Source organism: Pararhizobium sp. PWRC1-1 (assembly GCF_049897905.1).
Classification (GTDB): Bacteria; Pseudomonadota; Alphaproteobacteria; order Rhizobiales; family Rhizobiaceae; genus Pararhizobium.
This window is the reverse complement of record NZ_JAFCXE010000084.1, coordinates 1-741: the sequence shown is the minus strand read 5'-3', so window position 1 is coordinate 741 and position 741 is coordinate 1. Positions and strand designations below refer to the sequence as shown.

Below are 741 nucleotides of genomic sequence, written 5' to 3'. Positions count from 1 at the left end.
CTTGGGCGGTGAGCCGTTCAACCGCGTTCGAGCGCGGTGGAATGACGACCCTGGCGCCAGCGCTGTGACGGTGAACCGCGTCGTAGGATGGATAGCCATCATAAGCTCCATCGGCAGTGAACTGGTCGATCTCATCGTCGATCTGAGCCAGCAACGGCTCCAACTGCGAGGCATCGCCGGTTTCCTGATCTGTCAGACTATGTGCAATGATCTCGCCACTGTCGGCATCAATAGCCAGATGCAGCTTTCGCCAGCCGCGCCGGGACTTTACGCCATGTTTTTCTTCCAGCCATTGGCCCGCGCCATAGACCTTCAATCCCGTGCTATCGATCAAGACGTGAACCGGCCCGTCCGCCACGGGTTGGCGGTCATTGCTTTTGCTCGATGGCCTCCACGTTCTGGCCCTCCGGCTCAACGTGGTGTGATCGGGCACAGGCAAACCCAATCCCATCATATCAAGCACCGAACTCAAAAGCCCTTCGCTCTGGCGCAAACGCAGCCCAAACACCATGCCCAGCATCAGAGTAGTTTCGATCGCCAGATCCGAATAGAGAGGCTGGCCGCCACGCGACCTGCGACGTGGGGCAGTCCAACCGATCAAAGCTTCCGGCGTTATCCAAAGGGTCAAACTGCCACGGCGGCGAAGACTCGCCTCATACTCCGCCCAGTTCGTCACTTTGAATTTCATCTTGCTGATGAGGTGTCGACGGGCGGCGTTATGCTTGTGCGGCATGCTGGATC

The 741-nt window shown here is 58.6% G+C and carries 1 protein-coding gene; it reads right to left on the bottom strand.

The genetic code is table 11. The features are described 5' to 3' along the window. Positions 1-733: IS5 family transposase (locus ACP7E0_RS35025; protein WP_426131970.1), on the bottom strand; the 733-nt coding region annotated here is incomplete at its 3' end. Positions 734-741 lie beyond the last annotated feature (8 nt).